Annotated in this window: 22 protein-coding genes; 21 read left to right on the top strand and 1 reads right to left on the bottom strand. The window is 59.6% G+C overall.

Annotation, left to right across the window (positions count from 1 at the left end; translation table 11 throughout):
• Positions 1-8: 8 nt before the first annotated feature.
• The 21 genes from pyrH to ispD all read left to right on the top strand — a co-directional run bounded on the left by pyrH (position 9) and on the right by ispD (position 24,171).
• Positions 9-752 carry a UMP kinase gene (pyrH, locus tag FXO12_RS11405; RefSeq protein ID WP_003189161.1) on the top strand — a complete coding sequence of 248 codons (744 nt, stop codon included), beginning with the start codon at positions 9-11 and terminating at the stop codon, positions 750-752.
• Positions 749-1,306 carry a ribosome recycling factor gene (frr, locus tag FXO12_RS11400; protein ID WP_003189163.1) on the top strand — a complete coding sequence of 186 codons (558 nt, stop codon included), beginning with the start codon at positions 749-751 and terminating at the stop codon, positions 1,304-1,306. The genes pyrH and frr overlap by 4 nt, the downstream gene beginning before the upstream one ends.
• 17 nt (positions 1,307-1,323) lie before the next feature.
• A complete protein-coding gene (gene uppS / locus FXO12_RS11395; protein ID WP_054899097.1) occupies positions 1,324-2,079 on the top strand; it encodes a polyprenyl diphosphate synthase in 756 nt (251 codons plus the stop codon).
• Positions 2,080-2,886, top strand: coding sequence for a phosphatidate cytidylyltransferase (locus FXO12_RS11390; protein ID WP_034126832.1), 807 nt, complete (start codon positions 2,080-2,082; stop codon positions 2,884-2,886). It abuts the gene before it with no gap.
• On the top strand, positions 2,883-4,073 hold the full coding sequence (gene ispC, locus FXO12_RS11385; RefSeq protein WP_057975604.1) for a 1-deoxy-D-xylulose-5-phosphate reductoisomerase: 1,191 nt from the start codon (positions 2,883-2,885) through the stop codon (positions 4,071-4,073). Before FXO12_RS11390 ends, ispC begins: the two co-directional genes overlap by 4 nt.
• 53 nt (positions 4,074-4,126) lie before the next feature.
• Entirely contained in the window at positions 4,127-5,479 is a 1,353-nt protein-coding gene (gene rseP / locus FXO12_RS11380) for a sigma E protease regulator RseP (RefSeq protein WP_054899099.1), read from the top strand.
• Between the two features lie 74 nt (positions 5,480-5,553).
• Entirely contained in the window at positions 5,554-7,941 is a 2,388-nt protein-coding gene (gene bamA, locus FXO12_RS11375) for an outer membrane protein assembly factor BamA (RefSeq protein ID WP_057975605.1), read from the top strand.
• 45 nt (positions 7,942-7,986) lie between these two features.
• A complete protein-coding gene (locus FXO12_RS11370) occupies positions 7,987-8,490 on the top strand; it encodes an OmpH family outer membrane protein (RefSeq protein WP_003189173.1) in 504 nt (167 codons plus the stop codon).
• 3 nt (positions 8,491-8,493) lie between these two features.
• Positions 8,494-9,549: a UDP-3-O-(3-hydroxymyristoyl)glucosamine N-acyltransferase gene (gene lpxD / locus FXO12_RS11365; protein ID WP_034126835.1), complete on the top strand. Its 1,056-nt coding sequence runs from the start codon at positions 8,494-8,496 to the stop codon at positions 9,547-9,549.
• Between the two features lie 111 nt (positions 9,550-9,660).
• A complete protein-coding gene (gene fabZ, locus FXO12_RS11360) occupies positions 9,661-10,101 on the top strand; it encodes a 3-hydroxyacyl-ACP dehydratase FabZ (RefSeq protein ID WP_003172281.1) in 441 nt (146 codons plus the stop codon).
• Positions 10,098-10,874, top strand: a complete 777-nt coding sequence (lpxA, locus tag FXO12_RS11355) for an acyl-ACP--UDP-N-acetylglucosamine O-acyltransferase (protein WP_032893181.1) — start codon at positions 10,098-10,100, stop codon at positions 10,872-10,874. The genes fabZ and lpxA overlap by 4 nt, the downstream gene beginning before the upstream one ends.
• Positions 10,875-10,876: 2 nt before the next feature.
• Positions 10,877-12,016 (top strand): lipid-A-disaccharide synthase, encoded by a 1,140-nt coding sequence (gene lpxB, locus FXO12_RS11350; protein ID WP_034126836.1) that lies wholly within the window; start codon positions 10,877-10,879, stop codon positions 12,014-12,016.
• Between the two features lie 2 nt (positions 12,017-12,018).
• On the top strand, positions 12,019-12,645 hold the full coding sequence (gene rnhB / locus FXO12_RS11345) for a ribonuclease HII (protein WP_161793220.1): 627 nt from the start codon (positions 12,019-12,021) through the stop codon (positions 12,643-12,645).
• Positions 12,646-12,721: 76 nt separating this feature from the next.
• Complete coding sequence (gene dnaE, locus FXO12_RS11340; RefSeq protein WP_003189180.1) at positions 12,722-16,243, top strand: DNA polymerase III subunit alpha; 3,522 nt, start codon at positions 12,722-12,724, stop codon at positions 16,241-16,243.
• Between the two features lie 129 nt (positions 16,244-16,372).
• Positions 16,373-17,320 carry an acetyl-CoA carboxylase carboxyltransferase subunit alpha gene (locus FXO12_RS11335; RefSeq protein WP_003189182.1) on the top strand — a complete coding sequence of 316 codons (948 nt, stop codon included), beginning with the start codon at positions 16,373-16,375 and terminating at the stop codon, positions 17,318-17,320.
• A gap of 174 nt (positions 17,321-17,494) precedes the next feature.
• Complete coding sequence (tilS, locus tag FXO12_RS11330) at positions 17,495-18,814, top strand: tRNA lysidine(34) synthetase TilS (protein WP_057975606.1); 1,320 nt, start codon at positions 17,495-17,497, stop codon at positions 18,812-18,814.
• Positions 18,815-19,087: 273 nt separating this feature from the next.
• Positions 19,088-20,719, top strand: coding sequence for a CTP synthase (locus FXO12_RS11325; RefSeq protein WP_003189189.1), 1,632 nt, complete (start codon positions 19,088-19,090; stop codon positions 20,717-20,719).
• Between the two features lie 5 nt (positions 20,720-20,724).
• Positions 20,725-21,570, top strand: a complete 846-nt coding sequence (gene kdsA, locus FXO12_RS11320) for a 3-deoxy-8-phosphooctulonate synthase (protein ID WP_003189190.1) — start codon at positions 20,725-20,727, stop codon at positions 21,568-21,570.
• Between the two features lie 157 nt (positions 21,571-21,727).
• Positions 21,728-23,017 (top strand): phosphopyruvate hydratase, encoded by a 1,290-nt coding sequence (gene eno / locus FXO12_RS11315; protein WP_003189193.1) that lies wholly within the window; start codon positions 21,728-21,730, stop codon positions 23,015-23,017.
• Positions 23,018-23,188: 171 nt separating this feature from the next.
• Positions 23,189-23,467 (top strand): cell division protein FtsB, encoded by a 279-nt coding sequence (gene ftsB / locus FXO12_RS11310; protein WP_003189195.1) that lies wholly within the window; start codon positions 23,189-23,191, stop codon positions 23,465-23,467.
• Positions 23,464-24,171 carry a 2-C-methyl-D-erythritol 4-phosphate cytidylyltransferase gene (gene ispD, locus FXO12_RS11305; protein WP_057975607.1) on the top strand — a complete coding sequence of 236 codons (708 nt, stop codon included), beginning with the start codon at positions 23,464-23,466 and terminating at the stop codon, positions 24,169-24,171. Before ftsB ends, ispD begins: the two co-directional genes overlap by 4 nt.
• A gap of 129 nt (positions 24,172-24,300) precedes the next feature.
• Here ispD and FXO12_RS11300 read toward each other — a convergent pair whose 3' ends face one another.
• Complete coding sequence (locus tag FXO12_RS11300; protein WP_019817856.1) at positions 24,301-25,197, bottom strand: LysR substrate-binding domain-containing protein; 897 nt, start codon at positions 25,195-25,197, stop codon at positions 24,301-24,303.
• Positions 25,198-25,256 lie beyond the last annotated feature (59 nt).

Raw genomic sequence — 25,256 nt, 5'->3', positions numbered from 1 at the left:
GATTCGCAATGGCTCAGCAGGGCAGTGGTTATCAGGCTCGCTATAAACGCATTCTACTCAAGCTCAGCGGCGAGGCCCTGATGGGCTCGGAAGAGTTCGGGATCGACCCCAAGGTGCTTGACCGCATGGCGCTGGAAGTCGGCCAGTTGGTCGGTATCGGCGTGCAGGTCGGCCTGGTGATTGGTGGTGGCAACCTGTTCCGCGGTGCGGCACTGAGTGCGGCCGGTATGGACCGGGTTACCGGCGACCACATGGGCATGCTGGCCACTGTGATGAACGCCCTCGCCATGCGCGACGCCCTGGAGCGCGCCAACATCTCGGCCATCGTGATGTCGGCAATTTCCATGGTTGGCGTGACCGATCACTATGATCGCCGCAAAGCCATGCGCCACCTGAACTCCAAGGAAGTGGTGATCTTTGCTGCTGGCACAGGTAACCCGTTCTTCACTACCGACTCGGCCGCATGCCTGCGTGCTATCGAAATCGATGCTGACGTGGTGTTGAAGGCGACCAAGGTGGATGGCGTATACACTGCAGACCCATTCAAAGACCCGCATGCCGAGAAGTTCGATCATCTGACCTACGATGAAGTACTGGATCGCAAGCTGGGTGTCATGGACCTGACCGCTATCTGCCTGTGCCGCGACCACAAGATGCCGCTGCGCGTATTTAACATGAACAAGCCCGGCGCCCTGCTGAATATCGTACACGGCGGCGCAGAAGGGACTCTGATCGAGGAAGGCCAACAATGATCAACGAAATCAAGAAAGACGCCCAGGCGCGTATGCAGAAATCCCTGGAATCCTTGAGCCACGCCTTTGGCCAGATCCGTACTGGCAAGGCGCACCCAAGCATCCTGGGCAGCGTGATGGTGCCTTACTACGGTTCCGACACCCCGCTGAGCGGCGTGGCCAACGTGACCGTGAAGGATTCGCGTACCCTGCAAGTTGTTGCCTTCGAGCGCAACATGCTCGCCGCCGTCGACAAGGCTATCCAGAGTGCCGGCCTGAACCTCAACCCGACCAACCTGGGCGAGTTGCTGCTGATCTCCATGCCAGCCCTGACCGAAGAAACCCGCAAGGGCTTCACCAAGCAGGCGCGCAGTGCTGCTGAAGATGCGCGCGTTGCCGTGCGTAACATCCGCCGCGATGCACTGGGCGACCTGAAGAAACTGGTCAAGGACAAGGAAATCAGCGAAGACGAAGAGCGCCGTGCCGTCGCTGATATCGACAAGCTGACCAAGGACGCCGAAGCCCAGATCACCAAGGCGACCGAAGAAAAAGAAAAGGACCTGATGGCCGTATAAGGGGTCAGGACGCCTTCATGGAAAAGACCAAGCAGACTGTGCCCTCCGTGGTGCCGCGCCATGTCGCGATCATCATGGATGGGAATAATCGCTGGGCGAAAAAACGCTTTATGCCGGGTGTTGCCGGGCATAAAGCGGGTGTTGACGCGGTAAGGGCGGTGATTGAGGTGTGCGCCGAGGCAAAGGTTGAAGTATTGACCTTGTTCGCGTTCTCAAGTGAGAACTGGCAGCGACCCGCCGATGAAGTCAGTGCCTTGATGGACCTGTTCTTCAAGGCTCTGCGTCGTGAGGCCAAGCGCCTCAACGACAACAACATCAGTCTGCGTATCATCGGTGATCGCTCGCGTTTCCATCCGGAGCTGCAAGCTGCCATGCGCGAAGCCGAGGCCATCACTGCCGGTAGTAACCGTTTTGTGTTGCAGATCGCAGCCAACTACGGTGGTCAGTGGGATATTGCCCAGGCTGCGCAGCGGCTGGCCCGCGAAGTGCAGGCCGGCCATCTGCGCCCGGACGACATCACGCCCCAACTGTTGCAAACCTGCCTGGTGACCGGCGACCTGCCGTTGCCGGACTTGTGCATTCGCACCGGTGGCGAGCATCGCATCAGCAATTTCCTGCTGTGGCAGCTGGCCTACACCGAGCTGTACTTCTCCGACCTGTTCTGGCCGGACTTCAAACACGAAGCCATGCGTAATGCACTGGCTGATTTCGCTTCCCGTCAGCGTCGCTTCGGTAAAACGAGCGAGCAGATCGAAGCTGGAGCCCGGGTTTAAATGCTTAAACAACGAATCATCACGGCGCTGATCCTGCTGCCGATTGCCTTGTGCGGTTTTTTCCTGCTCGACGGTTCCGGCTTTGCGCTGTTCATCGGCCTGGTTGTGACCCTTGGTGCGTGGGAGTGGGCGCGCCTGGCAGGCTTTGTCAACCAGTTGCCGCGTATGGCCTATGCCGCCTTGGTCGCGCTGTTGTTGTTCTTCATGTACATCCTGCCGGACATCGCGCCCTGGGTGCTGGGGGCTGCAGTGTTGTGGTGGGCGTTGGCGACTTTCCTGGTGCTCACCTATCCGCGCACCAGTAGCCAGTGGTCCAGCGTGGCCTGCAAGCTGGTGATTGGCCTGGCGATCCTCTTGCCGGCCTGGCAAGGGCTGGTGGAGATAAAGCGTTACCCGCTGGGCAACGAATTGATCCTGGCTGTGATGGTGTTGGTATGGGGCGCCGACATTGGTGCCTACTTCTCGGGGAGAGCCTTTGGCAAACGCAAGCTGGCCCCGGCCGTAAGCCCCGGCAAGAGCTGGGAAGGCGTATACGGCGGTCTGGCCTTGACGCTGCTGATCACCCTGGTGGTCGGTGTGGTGCGTGACTGGTCGGTAAAGGAAGTGCTTCTGGCCTTGCTTGGGACGGCTATCGTCGTCTTCATCTCGGTGGTGGGCGATCTTACCGAGAGCATGTTCAAACGCCAGGCGGGCATCAAGGACAGCAGTAACCTGCTGCCAGGTCATGGCGGTGTGCTTGACCGTATCGACAGCCTCACCGCCGCGCTGCCTATTTTTGCCGTGCTGTTGTGGATGATCGCTTCGTGAGCGGCCTGCAGCAGGTTACGGTGCTGGGTGCGACCGGCTCGGTCGGGCTCAGTACCCTGGATGTCATCGCGCGTCACCCCGATCGCTATCAGGTTTTCGCCCTGACCGGCTTCACGCGTTTGCGCGAGTTGCTGGCCTTGTGCGTGCGTCACTCGCCGCGCTTTGCCGTGGTGCCGGAAGCTGCTGCGGCTCGCAGTCTGCAGGATGATCTGCGGGCTGCCGGGCTGGCCACTCATGTATTGGTTGGCGAGGCAGGCTTATGCCAGGTCTCGGCCGATGCGGACGTGGATACCGTAGTGGCGGCGATTGTCGGTGCGGCAGGTTTGCGTCCGACCTTGGCGGCAGTCGATGCTGGCAAGAAAATCCTGCTGGCCAACAAAGAAGCCTTGGTCATGTCCGGCGCGCTCTTTATGCAAGCGGTGCGTAAGAGCGGAGCGGTGCTGCTGCCTCTGGACAGCGAGCACAACGCCATCTTCCAGTGCATGCCCGGTGATTTTGCCCGCGGCTTGAGCCAGGTCGGCGTGCGCCGAATTTTGCTGACGGCATCGGGTGGCCCATTCCGCCAGACTCCGTCGGCCGAGCTGGACCATGTGTCTCCCGATCAGGCATGCGCTCACCCGAACTGGTCCATGGGGCGCAAAATCTCCGTGGATTCGGCGAGCATGATGAACAAGGGCCTGGAGTTGATCGAGGCATGCTGGCTGTTCGATGCGCGGCCTGACCAGGTTGAGGTGGTCATTCACCCACAAAGTGTGATCCATTCCCTGGTCGATTACGTGGATGGTTCGGTGTTGGCGCAATTGGGTAACCCGGACATGCGCACACCGATCGCCAACGCCTTGGCGTGGCCTGAGCGGATTGATTCCGGCGTAGCACCGTTGGACTTGTTTGCAATCGCGCGCCTGGACTTCGAAGCCCCGGACGAGCAGCGTTTCCCTTGTTTGCGCCTGGCGCGGCAAGCGGCCGAGGCGGGTAACAGTGCCCCGGCGATGCTTAACGCGGCCAACGAAGTTGCCGTGGCGGCGTTTCTTGAGCGGCGCATCCGCTTTCCGCAGATCGCGAGTATCATCGAGGACGTCCTGGCGCTTGAGCCGGTAGTGGCAGTGAATGACCTGGAGGCGGTGTTCGAGGCCGACACCAAGGCCCGAGCCCTGGCCGGGCAATGGTTGGATCGCAATGCGGGTTAGGCCGCGGGCAGGTTTGAGTCTTCAGGCATTGGATTGAAATGCGGAGAAATTAGATGAGTGCGCTCTACATGATTGTCGGCACCCTGGTTGCTCTGGGTGTGTTGGTGACCTTCCACGAATTCGGCCACTTCTGGGTGGCGCGTCGTTGCGGCGTCAAGGTATTGCGCTTTTCCGTCGGTTTCGGCATGCCGTTGTTGCGCTGGCATGATCGCCGAGGCACTGAGTTTGTCATTGCTGCTATCCCGTTGGGCGGCTACGTCAAGATGCTCGATGAGCGCGAAGGCGAAGTGCCTGCGGACCAGTTGGACCAATCCTTCAATCGCAAGACCGTTCGTCAGCGTATTGCGATTGTCGCGGCGGGACCGATCGCCAACTTCCTGTTGGCGATGGTGTTCTTCTGGGTCTTGGCCATGCTGGGCAGCCAGCAGGTGCGCCCGGTCATTGGCGCGGTCGAAGCCGACAGCATCGCGGCCAAGGCGGGCCTGACGGCAGGGCAGGAAATTGTATCCATTGATGGCGAACCCACCACAGGTTGGGGCGCGGTCAACTTGCAGTTGGTGCGTCGCCTGGGTGAAAGCGGCACCGTCAATGTGGTGGTGCGTAACCAGGACTCCAGCGCTGAAACCCCGCGGGCATTGGCGCTGGACCATTGGCTCAAGGGCGCCGATGAGCCCGATCCGATCAAATCCCTGGGGATCCGCCCTTGGCGTCCGGCTTTGCCGCCGGTGCTGGCCGAGCTGGATCCAAAAGGGCCGGCCCAGGCTGCTGGCCTGAAAACCGGTGATCGCCTGTTGGCCCTTGATGGCCAGGCGCTGGATGACTGGCAGCAGGTGGTCGACCTGGTGCGTGTGCGCCCTGATACCAAAATTGTGCTGAAAGTTGAGCGCGACGGTGCTCAAATCGACGTCCCCGTGACCCTGTCGGTGCGAGGCGAAGCCAAGGCGGCCGGGGGCTACCTGGGGGCAGGGGTCAAAGGTGTCGAATGGCCGCCATCGATGGTGCGAGAGGTCAGCTACGGGCCTTTGGCAGCGATTGCAGAGGGCGCGAAACGCACCTGGACCATGAGCGTGCTGACCCTCGAATCCCTCAAGAAAATGTTGTTCGGTGAGCTCTCGGTAAAAAACTTGAGTGGACCGATAACCATTGCTAAAGTGGCGGGCGCTTCTGCCCAGTCGGGTGTCGCGGATTTCCTGAATTTCCTGGCTTATCTGAGTATTAGCCTTGGGGTTCTGAATTTGCTGCCCATTCCAGTATTGGATGGGGGGCATCTGCTGTTTTATCTGGTCGAGTGGGTGCGTGGTCGCCCCTTGTCGGATCGGGTGCAGGGTTGGGGGATACAGATTGGTATCAGTTTGGTGGTCGGGGTGATGTTGTTAGCCCTGGTCAACGATCTGGGACGTCTGTAACGCTTCGCTGAATTGCGAATCTGCCGCATTTTGCGGCAGTTTGTTTATTGCCAGTTGGAATAAGAAAGGACTTCATGAAACGTCTGCTGCTAACTGCGGTTCTCACCGTATTGATGATCGCCGAAGTTCACGCCGAGTCCTTCACCATCTCCGATATTCGCGTCAATGGCCTCCAGCGGGTCTCCGCGGGTAGCGTCTTTGGTGCCTTGCCGTTGAACGTCGGGGAACAGGCGGATGATCGTCGCCTGGTGGAATCCACTCGTGCGCTGTTCAAAACCGGGTTCTTTCAAGATATCCAACTGGGTCGCGAAGGCAACGTCCTGGTCATCACGGTCGTCGAGCGACCTTCCGTCGCCAGTATCGCGATCGAAGGTAACAAGGCCATCTCCACTGAAGACCTGATGAAGGGCCTGAAGCAATCGGGCCTGGCCGAGGGCGAGATCTTCCAGCGCGCAACCCTTGAGGGTGTGCGTAACGAGTTGCAACGTCAGTACGTTGCCCAGGGCCGCTACTCCGCGACCGTGGAAACCGAAGTGATCCCCCAGCCTCGTAACCGTGTGGGCCTGAAGGTCAACATCAACGAAGGCACCGTGGCCGCCATCCAGCACATCAACGTCGTGGGCAACACCAAGTTCCCTGATGAAGACCTGGTCGACCTGTTCGAACTCAAGACCACCAACTGGTTGTCGTTCTTCAAGAACGATGACAAGTACGCCCGTGAAAAACTCTCCGGTGACCTGGAACGCCTGCGCTCCTACTACCTGGACCGTGGCTACATCAACATGGACATCGCTTCGACCCAGGTGTCCATCACCCCGGACAAGAAGCACGTCTATATCACCGTCAACGTCAACGAAGGCGAGAAGTACAAGGTTCGTGACGTCAAGCTCAGCGGCGACCTGAAAGTGCCTGAAGACCAGGTCAAGTCCCTGCTGCTCGTGCAGAAGGACCAGGTGTTCTCGCGCAAGCTGATGACCACCACCTCAGAACTGATCACCCGCCGCCTGGGTAACGAAGGCTATACCTTCGCCAACGTCAACGGCGTGCCGACCCCGAATGATGAAGACCACACCGTGGACATCACCTTCGTCGTCGATCCGGGCAAGCGTGCCTACGTCAACCGTATCAACTTCCGCGGCAACACCAAGTCCGCGGACGAAGTGCTGCGTCGTGAAATGCGTCAGATGGAAGGTGGCTGGGCTTCGACCTACCTGATCGACCAGTCCAAGACCCGTCTCGAGCGCCTGGGCTTCTTCAAGGAAGTCAACGTCGAAACCCCGGCCGTACCGGGTGTGGATGACCAGGTTGACGTGAACTACGCCGTGGAAGAACAAGCCTCGGGTTCGATCACCGCCAGCGTCGGTTTCGCCCAGAGTGCCGGTTTGATCCTGGGTGGTTCCATCACGCAGAACAACTTCCTGGGTACCGGTAACCGTGTGTCCATCGGCCTGACCCGCAGCGAATACCAGAGCCGATACAACTTCGGCTATACCGACCCCTACTGGACTGCAGACGGTGTGAGCCTGGGCTACAACGCCTTCTACCGCACCACCGACTACAAAGACCTCGATGTTGACGTTGCAAGCTATGCGATCGACAGCCTGGGTGCCGGTGTAAACGTGGGTTACCCGATCAGCGAGACTTCGCGCCTGACCTTCGGCCTTACCGCCCAGCAGGATGAGATCAAGACCGGTATTTATACCGTGGACGAAATCTTCGACTTCACCCGTCGTGAAGGCGACAAGTTCCTGAACTTCAAGGCGTCTGCCGGCTGGTCCGAGTCGACCCTGAACAAAGGCGTACTGGCAACCCGCGGCCACTCCCAGAGCCTGACCGCGGAAGTCACTACGCCGGGCAGCGACCTGTCGTTCTTCAAGCTCGACTACCGCGGCCAGTTGTTCCAGCCGTTGAGCGATAACTACACCATGCGCCTGCACACAGAGTTGGGCTATGGCGACGGTTATGGTTCGACCAATGGCTTGCCGTTCTATGAAAACTACTATGCAGGTGGTTTCAACTCGGTACGTGGCTTCAAGGACAGCACTCTGGGTCCGCGTGGTACGCCGAGCCGCGGTTTTGACCGGACCGGTAACCAGGGCACTGTCGCTGACTCGGACAACGACCCGCTGCCATTCGGTGGTAACGTGCTGATCCAGGGTGGTGCGGAGATTCTGTTCCCGCTGCCGTTCGTCAAGGACCAGCGTTCCCTGCGTACTTCGGTCTTCTGGGACGTGGGTAACGTGTTCGACTCCAAGTGCGAACAGATCAAAAACCCAAGTGGCTTGAAGTCCAATACTCAATGCAACGACGTGAGCCTCAGCAACCTGGCGAGCTCCGTGGGCGTGGGTGTGACCTGGGTGACTGCGCTGGGCCCGTTGAGCTTTGCTCTGGCCATGCCGATCAAGAAACCGGATAACGCTGAAACCCAGATTTTCCAATTCTCCCTCGGCCAGACGTTCTAAGCGTCTGACCTAAGATAACGACAACGGATTCTGTAGGAGTACATCGTGCGTAAGTTGACTCAATTGGTCTTGCTGGCCACTGTGCTGGTCACCACCCCGGCCTTCGCCGAAATGAAAATCGCGGTCCTGAACTATCAGATGGCCCTGCTGGAGTCCGATGCGGCCAAGCGATACGCCGTGGATGCCGAGAAGAAATTCGGTCCGCAGCTGACCAAGCTCAAGACACTGGAAAGCAGCGCCAAGGGTATCCAGGACCGCCTGGTAGCCGGTGGCGACAAGATGCAGCAAGGCGAGCGCGAGCGTCTGGAGCTTGAATTCAAGCAAAAGGCCCGTGACTACCAGTTCCAATCCAAGGAGCTGAACGAAGCCAAGGCTGTGGCCGACCGCGAAATGCTCAAGCAGCTCAAGCCGAAATTGGACAGCGCTGTGGAAGAAGTCATCAAGAAGGGTGCCTTTGACCTGGTGTTCGAGCGTGGCGCCGTGATCGACGTCAAGCCTCAATACGACATCACCCGCCAGGTGATCGAGCGCATGAACCAGCTGAAGTAAACCATGACAGCGACTATCAAGCTCGGCGAGTTGGCCGAGTTCCTGGGGGCCACCTTGCGTGGCTCCAAGGAGAAAGAAATCACTGGGCTAGCCACCTTGCAGGAGGCTGGCCCAGCTCAGTTGAGCTTCCTCGCAAATCCTCAATACCGTAAATACCTGGTCGACTGCCAGGCCGCAGCAGTGTTGCTGAAGGCCGCCGACGCCGAAGGGTTTACCGGGGATGCGCTGGTGGTGGCCGATCCGTACCTGTCGTACGCCAAGGCGTCGCACCTGTTCGATCCCAAGCCGAAGGCGGCCGGCGGTATTCACCCGTCTGCCGTGATCGCCGATGATGCCCAGGTTGATCCTGCCGCCAGCATCGGTGCATTCGCCGTGATCGAAAGCGGGGCGCGTATTGGTGCTGGTGTCACCGTGGGTGCCCACTGCTTTATCGGTGCACGCTGTGAAATTGGTGCCGATGGTTGGCTGGCCCCCCGCGTGACCCTCTACCACGATGTGCGTATTGGTCAGCGTGTGGTCATTCAGTCCGGTGCTGTTATCGGCGGCGAAGGCTTTGGCTTTGCCAACTCCAAAGGTGTCTGGCACAAGATCGCCCAGGTCGGTGGCGTATTGATCGGCGATGATGTGGAGATCGGCGTGAACACCGCCGTGGATCGCGGGGCCTTGGCTGATACCGTGATCGGCAACGGTGTGAAGCTCGATAACCAGATCCAGATCGCCCACAACGTGCAGATTGGCGATCACACCGCCATGGCGGCCTGCGTGGGTATTTCCGGCAGCACCAAGATCGGCAAGCATTGCATGCTCGCCGGTGGCGTTGGGCTGGTGGGACATATCGATATTTGCGACAACGTCTTCATCACCGGCATGACTATGGTGACCCACTCGATCACAGAGCCAGGGGCCTACTCGTCCGGTACCGCGATGCAACCTGCGGCCGAATGGCGCAAGAGTGCCGCGCGTTTGAGGAAGATCGACGACATGGCACGACGTATCAAACAGCTTGAAAAGCGTGTCGGGGACGTGACCCCTGGCGGTAATGCTTCATCAGAAGGCTGATACCATTTCCATATCAAGTGTGCGCAGCCGCTAGACGGCCTCCTTGATTTGCTAGCGGGGCGTGCGCCTGGTGCGCCCGCCCCCAATCTTTATTACAGGCTTCCCCCCGAAATGATGGACATCAACGAGATTCGCGAATACCTGCCTCACCGTTACCCGTTCCTGCTGGTGGACCGCGTAGTGGACCTCAATGTCGAGGAAAAGCGCATTCGTGCCTACAAGAATGTCAGCATCAACGAACCATTCTTCAATGGTCACTTTCCTGCGCATCCAATCATGCCAGGTGTGTTGATCATCGAAGCCATGGCCCAGGCTGCCGGTATCCTTGGTTTCAAAATGCTCGACCTCAAGCCTGCTGACGGCACGCTTTACTATTTCGTGGGTTCGGACAAGCTGCGTTTTCGCAACCCGGTCACCCCGGGTGACCAGTTGATCCTGGAAGCCAAGTTCATCAGTTGCAAACGCCAGATCTGGAAGTTCGAATGCCAGGCCTCGGTAGATGGCAAGCCGGTGTGCTCTGCCGAGATCATCTGTGCGGAACGCAAACTATGAGTTTGATTGACCCTCGCGCAATCATCGATCCGTCGGCCGTACTGGCCGCCGACGTTGAGGTCGGCCCTTGGTCGATCGTCGGCGCAGGTGTGGAAATCGGCGAGGGGACTGTCATCGGGCCGCACGTGATCCTCAAGGGTCCGACCCGCATTGGCAAACACAATCGCATCTACCAGTTTTCCTCGGTAGGCGAAGACACCCCGGACATGAAGTACAAGGGTGAAGAAACACGCCTGGTAATCGGTGACCACAATATTATCCGTGAAGGCGTCACCATTCACCGTGGCACCGTGCAGGATCGCGCCGAAACCACCTTGGGTGATCACAACCTGGTCATGGCCTATGCGCACATCGGCCATGACAGCGTGATCGGCAATCATTGCATCCTGGTCAACAACACTGCGTTGGCAGGCCATGTGCACGTTGATGACTGGGCGATCCTTTCCGGCTTCACCCTGGTACATCAATACTGCCATATCGGCGCCCACAGCTTTTCCGGTATGGGCACCGCCATCGGCAAGGATGTCCCGGCATTCGTGACGGTGTTCGGCAATCCTGCCGAAGCCCGCAGCATGAATTTTGAAGGCATGCGTCGTCGTGGTTTCAGCGAAGAAGCCATCCACGCCCTGCGCCGTGCCTACAAGACGGTTTACCGCCAAGGGTTGACCGTGGAGCAGGCCCTGGCCGAGTTGGCCGAGCCTGCCACGCAGTTCCCGGAAGTCGCTGTATTCCGTGATTCTATCCAGACCTCGACTCGCGGCATCACCCGCTGATCATGGCCACTCTGCGTATTGCGCTCGTGGCCGGTGAAGCTTCCGGCGATATCCTGGGTGCTGGCTTGATGCGCGCGCTCAAGGCCCAGCATCCGGCGGTGGAATTTATCGGGGTCGGCGGCCCGTTGATGCAGGCCGAAGGCCTGACCTCCTATTTCCCCATGGAGCGCCTGTCGGTCATGGGACTGGTGGAAGTCTTGGGGCGCCTGCGTGAGCTGCTGGCTCGTCGCAAGCTGCTGATCAAGACGCTGATCGAAGAAAAACCTGACGTCTTTATCGGCATCGATGCGCCGGACTTCACGCTCAATATCGAACTCAAGTTGCGCCAGGCCGGGATCAAGACCGTGCACTACGTCAGCCCATCCGTGTGGGCGTGGCGCCAGAAGCGTGTGTTGAAAATCCGCGAAGGCTGCGACCTGATGTTGACCTTGCTTCCATTCGAAGCCCGGTTCTACGAGGAGAAGGGCGTGCCGGTGCGGTTTGTCGGCCACACCCTGGCTGACGCCATTCCCTTGCAGGCTGATCGTGCGGCTGCGCGCGCCGAGCTGGGCTTGCCCGATGGCCCGTTGGTAGCGTTGATGCCAGGCAGTCGTGGCGGTGAGGTGGGGCGTTTGGGGGCGTTGTTTTTTGATGCTGCCGAACGTCTTCAGGCGCAAAAGCCGGGAATCCGCTTTGTGCTGCCTTGCGCCAGTCCACAACGTCGTGCACAGATCGAAACCCTGCTGGAAGGCCGCAACCTGCCGTTGACCCTGCTCGATGGCCAGTCCCACCTGGCCCTGGCAGCCTGCGATGCGGTGTTGATCGCCTCGGGCACTGCCACACTTGAGGCCCTGCTGTACAAGCGGCCGATGGTCGTGGCCTATCGCCTGGCGCCACTGACCTTCTGGATCCTCAAGCGCATGGTCAAGAGCCCTTACATTTCCTTGCCCAACCTGCTGGCCCAGCGCCTGCTGGTGCCGGAGTTGTTGCAGGACGATGCAACGCCCGAAGCGCTTGCGCAAACCCTACTACCCTTGATTGACGGCGGCGAAGAGCAGACCCGTGGTTTCGACGATATTCACCGCACGTTACGCCGTGATGCCTCGAACCAGGCGGCCGACGCCGTGTTGACCCTGATCGGCCATAAACAGGAAGCCTTATGACCATGCAAATGGGCCTGGATTTCAGTCTCGTCGCCCAAGCCCACGAACTGGTGGCGGGTGTTGACGAAGTCGGGCGCGGCCCGCTGTGTGGCGCAGTGGTCACGGCGGCGGTGATCCTTGATCCGAACCGCCCGATCCTGGGGCTCAACGATTCGAAGAAGCTCACCGAAGCCCGTCGCGAAAAGCTCTATGACGAGATCTGTGAGAAAGCCCTGAGCTGGCATATCGCCCGGGCTGAAGTCGAAGAAATCGACGAGCTGAATATCCTGCACGCCACCATGCTGGCGATGCAGCGCGCTGTGGAAGGGCTGCACATCACCCCGAAAATGGCGATGATCGACGGTAACCGCTGCCCCAAACTGACAATGCCGTCCGAAGCGGTGGTAAAGGGCGATAGCAAGGTTCCCGCCATTGCCGCCGCCTCGATCCTGGCCAAGGTCAGCCGCGACCGTGAAATGGCCGCGTTCGAATTGATCTATCCCGGCTACGGCATTGGTGGCCATAAAGGCTACCCGACCCCCGTTCATCTGGAAGCCCTGGCTCGGCTCGGCCCCACCCCGATCCATCGCCGCTCGTTTGCCCCGGTGCGCCAGGCTTATGAGGCCCGTGAAAGTCTGATCGAGGTATAGCAGCAAGGCTGATGTTTTTACCCAGGCCCGGTACAATCCGGGCCTTGTTGTTTTCATGTATCAAGACAGGATCACTATGCCGGCTTCATTCGTTCATCTACGCCTGCACACTGAGTACTCCCTGGTCGACGGCCTGGTACGGATCAAACCGCTGGTCAAAACCCTGGTGGGCATGAACATGCCTGCGGTTGCGGTTACCGACCAGAACAACATGTGTTCCCTGGTCAAGTTCTACAAGAACGCCATGGGCGCCGGCATCAAGCCGATCTGCGGCGCCGATCTGTGGCTGTCCAACAAAGACCCGGATAACCCCCTGAGCCGCATCAGCCTGCTGGCGATGAACGGCGTGGGTTATCGCAACCTCACCGAACTGATCTCCCGTGGCTTTATCGATGGTCAGCGCAACGGCTCGATCATCATCGAGCGCGAGTGGGTGGCCGAAGCCAGCGAAGGTCTGATCATGCTCTCGGCGGCCAAAGAGGGCGAAATCGGTATCGCGCTGCTGGGCGGCAACCCTCAGGAAGCCGAAGTGCTGGCGCGTGAGTGGATGCAGGTGTTCCCAGGCCGGTTCTACCTGGAAGTCCAGCGCACCAACCGCCCCAACGATGAAGAGCATCTGCACGCTGCCGTAGCCCTGGCCGATAAGCTGGGTGCGCCGCTGGTGGCGACCAATGATGTGCGCTTTATCAAGAAAGAAGATTTCGAAGCCCACGAGACCCGCGTGTGCATCGGCGAAGGCCGTGCCTTGGATGACCCGCGCCGCTCGAAGAACTACAGCGAAGAGCAGTACCTCAAAAGCGCCGAGGAAATGGCGGAGCTGTTCAGCGACTTGCCCGAGGCCCTGGAAAACTCCGTCGAGATCGCCAAGCGCTGCAACATCGAAGTGAAGCTGGGCAAACACTTCCTGCCCAACTTCCCGATTCCCGATGGCATGACCATCGACGAATACTTTCGCAAAGTGTCGTTCGATGGCCTGGAGGAACGCCTCAGCGTCCTGCTGCCCAAGGACACCACCGAGGACTACGAAGCCAAGCGCCAGGTGTATGTCGATCGGTTGAATTTCGAGCTGGATATCATTATCCAGATGGGGTTCCCCGGTTACTTCCTGATCGTAATGGACTTTATCCAGTGGGCCAAAAACAACGGTGTGCCGGTAGGCCCTGGCCGGGGGTCAGGTGCTGGCTCGCTGGTGGCCTACGTACAGAAGATCACCGACCTTGACCCGCTTGAATATGACCTGCTGTTCGAACGGTTCCTGAACCCGGAACGGGTTTCCATGCCCGACTTCGACGTCGACTTCTGCATGGATGGCCGTGACCGCGTGATTGAGTACGTGGCCGAAAAATACGGTCGCAACGCGGTAAGTCAGATCATCACCTTCGGCTCCATGGCCGCCAAAGCGGTAATCCGCGACGTGGCGCGGGTGCAGGGCAAATCCTACGGTTTGGCGGACCGCCTGTCGAAGATGATCCCGTTCGAAGTCGGCATGACCCTGGAAAAAGCCTACGAGCAGGAAGAAATCCTGCGCGACTTCATCAAGGTCGATGAAGAAGCCGCCGAAATCTGGGACATGGCGCGCAAGCTCGAAGGCGTGGTGCGTAACGTCGGTAAACACGCCGGTGGTGTGGTTATTGCGCCGACCAAGCTCACCGACTTTTCGCCGATCTATTGCGATGAAGAAGGCGACGGCCTGGTCACCCAGTTCGACAAGGACGACGTGGAGGCCGCCGGCCTGGTGAAGTTCGACTTCCTCGGCCTGCGGACCCTGACGATCATCGACTGGGCACTCAAGACCATCAACCGCGACCGTGCCAAGGTCGGCGAAGAGCCGCTGGATATCGCGTTTATCCCGCTGGACGACAAGCCGACGTACAGCCTGCTGCAAAAAGCCGAAACCACCGCAGTGTTCCAGCTTGAATCCCGGGGCATGAAGGAGCTGATCAAAAAGCTCAAGCCCGACTGCCTGGAAGACTTGATCGCACTGGTGGCCCTGTTCCGTCCGGGCCCGCTGCAATCGGGCATGGTGGATGACTTCATCAACCGTAAACACGGCCGGGCCGAGCTGGCTTACCCGCATTCCGACTATCAGTATGAAGGCCTCAAGCCCGTACTGGCGCCGACCTACGGCATCATCCTGTACCAGGAACAGGTGATGCAGATCGCCCAGGTGATGGCCGGCTACACCCTCGGCGGTGCGGACATGCTGCGTCGCGCCATGGGTAAGAAAAAGCCCGAGGAAATGGCCAAGCAGCGCGGCGGTTTCATTGAAGGTTGCGCCACCAACAATATTGATGCCGACCTGGCCGGTAACATCTTCGACCTGGTAGAAAAGTTCGCCGGTTATGGCTTCAACAAATCCCACTCCGCCGCCTATGGCCTGGTGTCGTACCAGACCGCCTGGCTGAAAGCCCACTACCCGGCACCGTTCATGGCGGCGGTACTTTCGGCGGATATGCACAACACCGACAAGGTCGTGACCTTGATCGAGGAAGTGCGCACCATGAAGCTGCGCCTCGACGCGCCGGACGTGAACGCTTCGGAGTTCAAGTTCACGGTGAACGACGAAGGCCGCATCATCTATGGCCTTGGCGCGATCAAAGGCGTGGGCGAAGGCCCGGTCGAGGCCATTACCGAAGCGCGTCAGGACGGGCCGTTCAAGGACCTGTTCGACTTTTGCGCACGCGTTGACCTCAAGCGCATCAACAAGCGTACCCTCGATGGCCTGATCCGCAGCGGCGCACTCGACCGTCTTGGCCCGTATTTTCATGATGAGCCGAAGGCTTACCAGGCCAATATCGACCGCAACCGTGCGGTGCTGCTGACCGCCATGGAAGAGGCGATCAAGGCCGCCGAACAGACCGCCCGTACCCATGACAGCGGCCACGCCGACCTGTTTGGCGGGCTGTTCGTCGAAGAAGATGCGGATGTCTACGCGAATCACCGCAAGGCCAAGGAGCTGACTCTGAAGGAGCGCCTCAAGGGTGAAAAAGACACCTTGGGCCTGTACCTCACTGGCCACCCGATTGACGAGTACGAAGGCGAAATCCGCCGTTTTGCCCGCCAGCGCATCATCGACCTGAAACCGGCGCGGGATACCCAGACCGTCGCCGGTATGATCATCGCCCTGCGGGTGATGAAAAATAAGAAGGGCGACAAGATGGGCTTCATCACCCTCGATGACCGCTCGGGCCGCATCGAAGCGTCATTGTTTGCCGACGCGTTTCACTCCGCCCAATCGCTGTTGCAGACCGACGCCATGGTGGTGGTGGAAGGGGAGGTCAGCAATGATGACTTCTCCGGTGGCCTGCGCCTGCGCATCAAGCGCGTGATGAGCATGGAAGACGCCCGCACCAACCTGGCCGAAAGCCTGCGCCTGAAGGTCAAGACCGAAGCGCTTAAAGGTGATCAGCTACGCTGGTTGGGTGACCTGCTAAAACGCCATCGTGGCGCATGCCCGGTGACCATGGAGTACACCGGCAGCGATGCCAAGGCCATGTTGCAGTTTGGTGAGACGTGGCGAATTGATCCCGCTGATGGCTTGATTCAAGCTTTGCGTGACCAGTTCGGGCGAGACAACGTCTTCCTCCAATACCGTTGACGGTCATATAGATCTGATCTCGACTAAACATTTAATCTCGACCTAAACGCGCCTCTCCCTTAAGGTAGGGCGCGAATAGACAACCGGCTGGCCAGGCACCCCTTGGCCGTTGACCCAAGACGGACGCTTATGAACCCGAATTTTCTTGATTTCGAACAGCCGATCGCTGACCTGCAAGCCAAGATCGAAGAGCTGCGCCTGGTCGGCAATGACAATTCGCTGAACATCGGTGATGAAATCGCTCGCCTGCAAGACAAGAGCAGCACGCTCACCGAAGACATCTTCGGCAAGCTGACCAGCTGGCAGATCGCGCGCCTGGCTCGCCATCCGCGCCGTCCCTACACCCTGGACTACATCGAACACATCTTCACCGAGTTCGACGAGTTGCACGGCGACCGTCACTTCTCCGACGACGCAGCCATCGTGGGCGGCATCGCTCGCCTGGACGACCAGCCGGTGATGGTGATCGGTCACCAGAAGGGCCGTGAAGTGCGCGAGAAAGTACGCCGCAACTTCGGTATGCCGCGCCCGGAAGGCTATCGCAAGGCGTGCCGCCTGATGGAAATGGCCGAGCGCTTCAAGATGCCGATCCTGACCTTCATCGACACGCCGGGTGCCTACCCGGGTATCGACGCCGAAGAGCGCAACCAGAGCGAAGCGATTGCCTGGAACCTGCGCGTCATGGCGCGCCTGAAAACCCCGATCATCGCCACTGTGATTGGTGAAGGTGGTTCCGGCGGTGCCCTGGCCATTGGTGTCTGCGACCAACTGAACATGTTGCAGTACTCGACCTACGCGGTGATCTCGCCGGAAGGTTGTGCCTCGATCCTGTGGAAAACCGCCGAAAAGGCGCCGGACGCTGCCGAAGCCATGGGTATCACCGCCGATCGCCTCAAAGGCCTGGGTATCGTGGACAAGGTCATCGCCGAGCCACTGGGCGGCGCCCACCGTGACCCGGCTGCCGCTGCTGCGACCATCCGTGCCGAGTTGGGGTCGCAACTGGCGATGCTCAAGAAGCTGGATAACGAAGCGCTGCTGGCTCGTCGTTATGAGCGCCTGATGAGCTACGGCCTCTAAGCCGACGCTGTACCCAATGCGGGAGCCGGCTTGTGTGGGAGCTGGCTTGCCGGCGATAGCATCACCTTGGTATCACTGATACCTCGAGGTGCCTGCATCGCGGGCAAGCCCGGCTCCCACATTTGTTTTGTGTATGCTGACGGACGTATTCAAGCTTTGCGGCGGTGACGTGTGATGAAACCAACCCTGCCGGCCACACTCCTGCACACCCTGGCCGACTGGCGCAACGCGCCGGCCTGGCATATCGCATTCTCCGGCGGTCTCGACTCCACCGTTCTGCTGCACCTCCTGGCCTCATTGGCCAAAATCGAAAATCTGCCTCCTGTCAGCGCCGTCCATGTCCACCATGGCCTGCAAGCTGCTGCCGATGCTTGGCCCTCTCATTGCCAATCGGTCTGCGACAGCCTGGGCGTACCTTTGCGCGTCATGCGCGTGCAGGTCGGTCAGGGTGCGAGCCTTGAACGTGCGGCCCGCGAGGCGCGCTACCAAGCGTTCATGCAGGTCCTAGGGGTGGGGGAGGTGCTTTTCACTGGCCAGCATCGCGACGATCAAGCCGAAACCCTGCTGTTTCGCCTGCTGCGTGGCGCCGGTGTAAGAGGGCTGGCGGCTATGCCTGAGCATCGCCCCTTGGCGCAGGGGTGCTTGGTGCGGCCGTTGCTGGCATTTTCCCGTAGCGACCTGGAAGCCTACGCCCATCAGCATCAGTTGCAGTGGATCGACGACCCCTCCAACGTTGATCCACGGTTTTCCCGCAATTACCTGCGTCACCACGTACTTCCCACGCTGACGAAACGCTGGCCACAGGCGATCACCCACTTGGCTCGCACGGCTGAACACATGGCTGAGGCGCAAGGGCTGCTCGACGAATTGGCGATGATGGACCTGCAGCGCGCCGATCAGCCTTCTGCGTTTCCCTGGTTGCCTCTGCCGTCCCTGGCGCTTGAACCATTGCGCGAGCTATCCGATGCCCGCCAGCGTAACGCCCTGCGGCATTGGCTCACGCCACTGACCCGTTTACCCGACAGCGACCACTGGGCCGGTTGGCATGCCCTGCGCGATGCCAAGAGCGACGCACAGCCTCTGTGGCGCCTGGCCGACGGCCAAATGCAGCGTAGCGGTGAACGCATCTGGTGGTTGCCCTCGACCTGGTCGGAGTTTTCCGACGCATCGGTGAGCTGGCCCGATCCGCAAGATCCACTAGAGTTAACGGGCAATGGTCAACTGAGGTTTATCGGCAAGGCCCCCGAAGGCCCGCTGCAGGTGCGTTATCGCCAGGGTGGCGAAATCATCGACGTAGCGGGCCGAGGCCGGCGGGATCTCAAGCGTCTGCTGAATGAAAGCGGCATGCCGGGCTTCGCCCGTGGCAGATTGCCGCTGGTCTATCGGGGCGAGCAATTGCTGGCTGTGCCAAGTGTTGCGGGGGCATGGTCCAGGTCGGTGGGTGAGGTGCAATTGGATTGGTTGCCACAGACCTGCGATCAAGGTTTGAGCTGATAGCGCCTTTCCGGTAGACTACGCTCCCTTCTTGATACAACTTCTGTGGATTCGCCTGAATCGCAGTCGTTGCCGATTACCAAGCAGTCTTTGCTGGGCGATTCCAAAAAATGTGTAGCGATCAACGTACCGGTGCTTCATTGCTGGTCTGTCACAACGCGGCGGTTTTTTTGAAAGGTGCACTGTGATTAATGCAGGTGATCGGGGGCTTCGGCCTTCCTTCGCTTTCCCCGGCGGCTCGGACCGCTTTAACGCAGACTTCTAGGGTTTTTCATGACGCGCTACATATTCGTCACGGGCGGTGTTGTTTCTTCATTGGGGAAAGGCATTGCCTCCGCTTCATTGGCGGCCATCCTGGAGGCGCGGGGACTTAAGGTCACCATGCTCAAGCTGGACCCGTACATCAACGTCGACCCGGGCACCATGAGCCCGTTCCAGCACGGTGAAGTGTTCGTCACCCACGACGGCGCCGAGACCGACCTGGACCTGGGCCACTACGAGCGGTTCATCCGCACGACCATGACCCAGAACAACAACTTCACCACCGGCCGTGTCTACGAGCACGTGCTGCGCAAGGAGCGCCGTGGTGACTACCTGGGTGCAACCATCCAGGTGATCCCGCACATCACCGACGAAATCAAGCGCCGCATCATCAAGGGTGCAGGCGATGCCGACGTGGCCATGGTCGAGATCGGTGGCACCGTGGGTGACATCGAGTCCCAACCGTTCCTCGAGGCCATCCGCCAGTTGCGTTTCGAAGTCGGCGCCAAGCGCGCGATGCTGATGCACCTGACATTGGTGCCGTACATCGCCACTGCCGGCGAAACCAAAACCAAGCCTACCCAGCACTCGGTCAAGGAACTGCGTTCCATCGGCCTGCAGCCGGATGTGCTGGTATGCCGCTCCGATCACCCGATCGACATTTCCTCGCGTCGCAAGATTGCGCAGTTCACCAACGTTGAAGAGCGTGCGGTGATTGCCCTGGAAGACGCCGACACCATCTACAAGATCCCGGGCATCCTGCATTCCCAGGGGCTGGATGATTTTGTGGTCGAGCGTTTCGGCTTGCAGTGCGGCGGTGCAGACCTGTCCGAGTGGGAAGCGGTTGTCGACGCCAAGCTCAACCCAGAGCATGAAGTCACCATCGCCATGGTCGGCAAATACATGGAACTGCTGGACGCGTACAAGTCGCTGATCGAAGCCATGAGCCACGCCGGTATCAGCAACCGTACCAAGGTCAACCTGCGCTACATCGACTCCGAAGACATCGAGAACCAGGGCACCGCGCTGCTCGAAGGTGTTGACGCTATCCTCGTTCCCGGCGGTTTCGGCCTGCGTGGTGTGGAAGGCAAGATCACTGCCGTGCAGTACGCCCGTGAAAACAAGGTGCCGTACCTGGGTATCTGCCTGGGCATGCAAGTGGCCGTTATCGAGTTCGCCCGTAACGTGCTGGGCTGGAAAGACGCCAACTCCACTGAGTTCGATCACAGCAGCGGCCATCCGGTCGTGGGTCTGATCACCGAGTGGGAAGACGCCACTGGCGCCGTTGAAACCCGTACCGAAACGTCCGACCTGGGCGGCACCATGCGCCTGGGTGCACAGGATTGCCTGCTGGAAGCTGGCTCGCTGGTACACGACTGCTACGGCAAGGATGTGATCGTCGAGCGTCACCGCCACCGCTATGAAGTGAACAACAACCTGCTGCCGCAGATCAAAGAAGCTGGCCTGAAAATCTCCGGCCGCTCCGGTGATGGCAAGCTGGTTGAAGTGGTCGAGGCACCGGATCATCCGTGGTTCGTGGCTTGCCAGTTCCACCCGGAGTTCACCTCGACGCCGCGCGACGGTCACCCGTTGTTCAGTGGTTTCGTCAAAGCAGCACTGACGCAACATCAGAAGAAGGCGTAAACCTGATGGCCCAGAAGATCATTCGCGTAGGCGACATCGAGATTGCCAACGACAAGCCCATGGTGCTGTTCGGCGGCATGAACGTGCTGGAAAGCCGTGACATGGCGATGCAGGTGTGTGAGGAGTACGTGCGGGTCACCCAGAAACTGGGTATCCCTTACGTCTTCAAGGCCAGCTTCGACAAGGCCAACCGTTCGTCCGTGACCTCCTATCGCGGCCCGGGCCTTGAAGAAGGCATGCGGATCTTCCAGGACATCAAGCAAGCCTTCGGCGTGCCGATCATAACCGACGTCCACGAGCCTGAGCAGGCTGCCGTGGTCGCCGAGGTGTGCGACATCATCCAGTTGCCGGCCTTCCTGTCGCGCCAGACCGACCTCGTAGTCGCCATGGCCAAGACCGGCGCGGTGATCAACATCAAGAAAGCCCAATTCCTCGCTCCTCAGGAGATGAAACACATCCTGAGCAAATGCGTGGAAGCCGGTAACGACCAGTTGATCCTTTGCGAGCGGGGTTCGAGCTTCGGCTATAACAACCTCGTGGTGGACATGCTCGGTTTCGGCATCATGAAACAGTTCGAATACCCAGTGTTCTTCGACGTGACCCACGCGCTGCAAATGCCCGGTGGTCGCTCGGACTCCGCTGGCGGGCGACGTGCCCAGGTGACGGACCTGGCCAAGGCGGGCATGAGCCAGTCCCTGGCGGGCCTGTTCCTTGAAGCCCACCCAGACCCGGACAACGCCAAATGTGATGGCCCATGCGCCCTGCGCCTGGACAAGCTGGAGCCATTCCTGGCCCAACTCAAGCAGTTGGACGAACTGGTCAAGAGTTTTCCGACGGTAGAGACCGCGTAACTGGCATTTCTCCGGTAGAATTTCCCACGCTTTACGCTCAGGCCCCCGGGCCTGAGCCTTGTCGTCTGCAAGCCTGCCCCGTTGTTCCACCCTTGCGGTCGGTCAAAAGATTTCCTTCAGCTGCGTCGTTTTCGTCAACTTTGGAGTGTTTACAACAATGGCAAAAATCGTCGACATCAAAGGTCGTGAAGTTCTCGACTCCCGTGGCAACCCCACCGTCGAAGCCGACGTGCTTCTCGATAACGGCATCATCGGCAGCGCCTGCGCGCCGTCCGGTGCTTCCACCGGTTCGCGCGAAGCGCTGGAACTGCGTGATGGCGACAAGAGCCGTTACCTGGGCAAGGGTGTACTCAAGGCTGTAGCCAACATCAACGGTCCGATTCGCGACCTGTTGCTGGGCAAGGACCCGCTGGACCAGAAAGCCCTGGACCACGCGATGATCAAGCTTGACGGCACTGAAAACAAAGGCAGCCTCGGCGCCAACGCCATCCTCGCGGTGTCCCTGGCAGCTGCCAAGGCGGCTGCGCAGGACCAGGACCTGCCGTTGTACGCACACATTGCCAATCTGAATGGCACCCCGGGCGTCTACTCGATGCCGGTGCCGATGATGAACATCATCAACGGTGGCGAGCACGCAGATAACAACGTCGACATCCAGGAATTCATGGTACAGCCGGTTGGCGCCAAGTCCTTCTCCGAAGGCCTGCGCATGGGTACCGAGATTTTCCATCACCTCAAGGCTGTACTGAAGGCTCGTGGCCTGAGCACTGCCGTTGGTGACGAAGGTGGTTTCGCGCCGAACCTGGCCTCCAACGAAGATGCACTGAAAGTCATCTCCGAAGCCGTGGCCAACGCTGGCTACAAGCTGGGCACCGACGTGACCCTGGCCCTGGACTGCGCCGCCAGCGAATTCTATGAAGACGGCAAGTACAACCTGTCCGGCGAAGGCCAGGTGTTCAACTCCGAAGGCTTCGCTGAATACCTCAAGGGCCTGACCCAGCGCTACCCGATCATCTCGATCGAAGACGGCCTGGACGAGTCCGACTGGGATGGCTGGAAAATCCTCACCGACAAGATCGGCGAAAAAATCCAGCTGGTGGGTGACGACCTGTTCGTGACCAACACCAAGATCCTGAAAGAAGGTATCGACAAGAAGATCGCCAACTCGATCCTGATCAAGTTCAACCAGATCGGCACCCTGACCGAAACCCTGGAAGCCATCCAGATGGCCAAGGCCGCGGGCTACACCGCCGTGATCTCCCATCGCTCCGGCGAAACCGAAGATTCCACCATTGCCGACCTGGCCGTGGGTACTTCGGCGGGCCAGATCAAGACCGGTTCCCTGTGCCGTTCCGATCGCGTGTCCAAGTACAACCAATTGCTGCGCATCGAAGAGCAATTGGCAGGTAAAGCCAAGTACAACGGTCGCGGCGAGTTTCGCGGCTAAGCAGTAAATGGTAAAAAGTCGGCGGATTGCGTCAGAAATCTCACGTCAGTGTGAATTTCGGCGCTAATCTGCTGACTGACAAGCGCAAGCCTGGTTTTTCCAGGCTTTGTGCTATCAGTTGCTGCAAAAGGTTTGCATGACTGTCTTTTTTCACTGGATACCCGGATTTCGATGCGCAGTCCCAATTGGTTGTTCCTCGTCTTACTCTTGTTGCTGGCTGGCCTGCAGTACCGCCTATGGGTCGGTAATGGCAGCTTTGCGCAGGTGGAAGAGCTGACCCAGCAAATTGCCGACCAGCGTGCCGAAAACGAACGCCTGCTGGAGCGCAACCGTGTCCTGGACGCTGAAGTGCTTGAGCTGAAAAAAGGTACGGAGACCGTTGAAGAGCGGGCTCGTCATGAGTTGGGCATGGTCAAGGAGGGCGAGACCCTCTACCAGTTGGCCCAATGAGCTACGATTTACCGGCCTTCTGGGCCGTGATTCCTGCCGCGGGCGTCGGTGCCCGTATGGCCGCAGACCGTCCCAAGCAGTACCTGCAACTGGGCGGGCGCACTATTCTCGAACACAGCCTCGGCTGTTTTCTCGACCACCCACGCCTCAAGGGCCTGGTGGTCAGTCTTGCAATTGACGATCCTTATTGGCCCACCTTGGCATGCGCCACTGACCCGCGTATACAGCGTGCCGACGGGGGCTCGGAACGTTCCGGCTCGGTACTCAATGCGCTGCTGCAACTCAACGCCCTGGGTGCCAGTGATGACGACTGGGTGTTGGTGCACGACGCTGCGCGGCCTAACCTGAGCCGTGATGACCTCGACAAATTGTTGGCGGAACTGGCTGACGATCCGGTAGGCGGCCTGCTGGCGGTGCCGGCGCGCGACACCCTCAAGCGTGTCGACAAGCATGGCCGTGTGGTGGATACCGTTGATCGCAGCCTGATCTGGCAGGCTTACACGCCGCAGATGTTCCGCCTGGGCGCCTTGCATCGCGCCTTGGCCGACAGCCTGGTGGCCGATGCGGTGATCACCGATGAAGCGTCGGCCATGGAATGGTCCGGGCAGGCGCCGCGCCTGATCGAAGGGCGTTCGGACAATATCAAGGTGACTCGGCCGGAAGACCTGGAGTGGTTGAAGTTGCGCTGGGCTAACCGGCGGTAACCTGTCAGACCGGGTCTGCTTCATCGCAGGCAAGCCAGCTCCCACATTTGATCGCTGCCACATCAAACAACACGTCCAACTGTGGGAGCCGGGTTTGCCCGCGATGAGGCCGGTGCAGACCACCTCAATTCAATGCTTGTACTCGGGCCTCTGCGCCAACCCCACCTTCAAAAAGTCCACCAGCTTCCTCACCTTCGGCGACAAATGCCGCTGCTGCGGATACAACGCCCACACCGCAGTATTTGGCGGTTGATGAGCCTCCAGCAACGACACCAACGCCCCGCTGTGCAGATGCTCCAGCACGTAGTAATCCGGCAACTGGCACAAGCCCATGCCTTGTAACGCCGCATCCAGCACCGCTTGCCCGCTGTTGCAGCGCCAATTGCCTTGCACGCGCTGGGAAAATTCCCGCCCATCCTGGGCCATTTGCCAGATATCCGAGCTGCCAATCAGGCAGTTATGCCGGCTCAACTCCGACAAACTGTGTGGCCGACCGTACCGTTCGAGGTAGGAGGGCGACGCGCACAGGTACATGCGTCGAGGTGCCAGGCGGCTGGCAACCATGCGCGAGTCTTGCAGGCGTCCCAGGCGGATGGCTAGGTCGAGGCCTTCATGCACCAGGTCCAGCGAGCGGTTGGTCAACTCGATGTCCACGCGCAGTTGCGGATAGTGCGCCATGAATCGTGTCACCAGCGGCACGATAAAGCGTTCGCCATAGGCAACGGCGCAGGTCATGCGCAACATGCCCTTGGGTTCGCTGGTCAGGTCGCCCACCGCCCGCAACGCTTCCTCGCGACCGTCCTGCAGGCGTTGGCAGTGCTGCAGGAAGGTCTGACCGGCTTCGGTCAAAGTCACCTTGCGCGTACTGCGGTACAGCAATCGGGTTTGCAGGCGTTCTTCAAGGCGCGCCACTTGCCGGCTGACATGGGATGAAGACACCCCCAACCGTTCGGCCGCCGCCGTGAACTGGCTGCATTCGGCCACCGCGACAAACTCGTCAATGCCTTCCCAGCGGTTCTCCAGCATGGTGATTGTCCCTGTACAGCAATAATGTTTTGCTTTAGTCCGGATTATTCATCAATAGG

The sequence above is a fragment of the Pseudomonas sp. J380 genome, from assembly GCF_009827115.1.
GTDB classification, from domain to species: Bacteria; Pseudomonadota; Gammaproteobacteria; order Pseudomonadales; family Pseudomonadaceae; genus Aquipseudomonas; species Aquipseudomonas paracarnis.
Note: the sequence above shows the minus strand (reverse complement) of the source record. Positions and strands in the feature narration are given on the sequence as shown.

Bases quoted from the DNA above. Each gene is read 5' to 3' on its own strand.
- pyrH (WP_003189161.1), top strand. From the start codon at position 9: ATGGCTCAGCAGGGCAGTGGTTATCAGGCTCGCTATAAACGCATTCTA.
- frr (WP_003189163.1), top strand. From the start codon at position 749: ATGATCAACGAAATCAAGAAAGACGCCCAGGCGCGTATGCAGAAATCC.
- uppS (WP_054899097.1), top strand. From the start codon at position 1,324: ATGGAAAAGACCAAGCAGACTGTGCCCTCCGTGGTGCCGCGCCATGTC.
- FXO12_RS11390 (WP_034126832.1), top strand. From the start codon at position 2,080: ATGCTTAAACAACGAATCATCACGGCGCTGATCCTGCTGCCGATTGCC.
- rseP (WP_054899099.1), top strand. From the start codon at position 4,127: ATGAGTGCGCTCTACATGATTGTCGGCACCCTGGTTGCTCTGGGTGTG.
- bamA (WP_057975605.1), top strand. From the start codon at position 5,554: ATGAAACGTCTGCTGCTAACTGCGGTTCTCACCGTATTGATGATCGCC.
- lpxD (WP_034126835.1), top strand. From the start codon at position 8,494: ATGACAGCGACTATCAAGCTCGGCGAGTTGGCCGAGTTCCTGGGGGCC.
- fabZ (WP_003172281.1), top strand. From the start codon at position 9,661: ATGATGGACATCAACGAGATTCGCGAATACCTGCCTCACCGTTACCCG.
- lpxA (WP_032893181.1), top strand. From the start codon at position 10,098: ATGAGTTTGATTGACCCTCGCGCAATCATCGATCCGTCGGCCGTACTG.
- lpxB (WP_034126836.1), top strand. From the start codon at position 10,877: ATGGCCACTCTGCGTATTGCGCTCGTGGCCGGTGAAGCTTCCGGCGAT.
- rnhB (WP_161793220.1), top strand. From the start codon at position 12,019: ATGCAAATGGGCCTGGATTTCAGTCTCGTCGCCCAAGCCCACGAACTG.
- dnaE (WP_003189180.1), top strand. From the start codon at position 12,722: ATGCCGGCTTCATTCGTTCATCTACGCCTGCACACTGAGTACTCCCTG.
- FXO12_RS11335 (WP_003189182.1), top strand. From the start codon at position 16,373: ATGAACCCGAATTTTCTTGATTTCGAACAGCCGATCGCTGACCTGCAA.
- tilS (WP_057975606.1), top strand. From the start codon at position 17,495: ATGAAACCAACCCTGCCGGCCACACTCCTGCACACCCTGGCCGACTGG.
- FXO12_RS11325 (WP_003189189.1), top strand. From the start codon at position 19,088: ATGACGCGCTACATATTCGTCACGGGCGGTGTTGTTTCTTCATTGGGG.
- kdsA (WP_003189190.1), top strand. From the start codon at position 20,725: ATGGCCCAGAAGATCATTCGCGTAGGCGACATCGAGATTGCCAACGAC.
- eno (WP_003189193.1), top strand. From the start codon at position 21,728: ATGGCAAAAATCGTCGACATCAAAGGTCGTGAAGTTCTCGACTCCCGT.
- ftsB (WP_003189195.1), top strand. From the start codon at position 23,189: ATGCGCAGTCCCAATTGGTTGTTCCTCGTCTTACTCTTGTTGCTGGCT.
- ispD (WP_057975607.1), top strand. From the start codon at position 23,464: ATGAGCTACGATTTACCGGCCTTCTGGGCCGTGATTCCTGCCGCGGGC.
- FXO12_RS11300 (WP_019817856.1), bottom strand. From the start codon at position 25,197: ATGCTGGAGAACCGCTGGGAAGGCATTGACGAGTTTGTCGCGGTGGCC.